The sequence below is a fragment of the Microbacterium sp. P5_E9 genome (assembly GCF_054049175.1).
Genome location: NZ_JBFUMV010000061.1, coordinates 1 through 715 on the forward strand (window position 1 = coordinate 1; position 715 = coordinate 715).

1 protein-coding gene is annotated in these 715 nt (G+C 58.3%); it reads right to left on the minus strand.

Annotated elements, in window-relative coordinates; all coding sequences use genetic code 11:
- Nucleotides 1-399 precede the first annotated feature (399 nt).
- On the minus strand, nt 400-715 hold a 316-nt coding region (locus ACXJ3V_RS20220), incomplete at its 5' end, for a phage integrase N-terminal SAM-like domain-containing protein (RefSeq protein ID WP_457102148.1).

Consider the following 715-nt stretch of genomic DNA (forward strand, 5'->3'; position numbering starts at 1 on the left):
AGAGAGATCCAAGAACAAGAGAGCCAGTTCGGTGGGAATATCTGAGCTCGTTCATAGTTAGACCGAGATTCCWTCAAGATTAAGGYCTAACTTTGACGGCGGCGCRCGCAAGTGGTTGATYCGAATGAGGAAACGGCCGCCTTGAGATGCTTATGCCCTGTTTGGCGACCAGCGCAAGTAGGGTGGGGCAGGGCGGGGCGGTCGCCATCGAAAGGGGTGGACCCATGGTCGCCGGTCTGGAKATCAGATCTCGAATCGGGTGCACTGACCGCTCGACCGGCAACAATCGGCCATCAGCGGACCTTGGTCTGCGCAATGCGAAGGGCAAGTCAAGACTGGTTGCCGCCGGCTTGGCAAGTGCGGATTCAACCGGTCGATGCAACRMWTTSGCTGAACATCTCAGCCGGTGTGTGGAAGTCGAGGGTCTTCCTTGTCAAAGAAGAACTTCAAGCCGGTGATGGTTGCATTGAGCGTGATCGGCGAGACGCCCTGATCGACCATGTGCAACTGGAAGCGCCGCAGATCCTCCRCGGTTGCAGTGTCRGGAGRGCGCTGCAAAAAAGCCGGCGAGTGCCGTACCGCGCGAATGTAGGTGGATTGSGTCTTGGGTTCGAGCTTGCGCATGCGCATGTCGTCGAGCATGCGTTGGCGCAACGCAGAGACCGCTGGTGTCGCTGGGGTCATGATCGTGCTCCTGTCGAAGAACGAGGCCAAT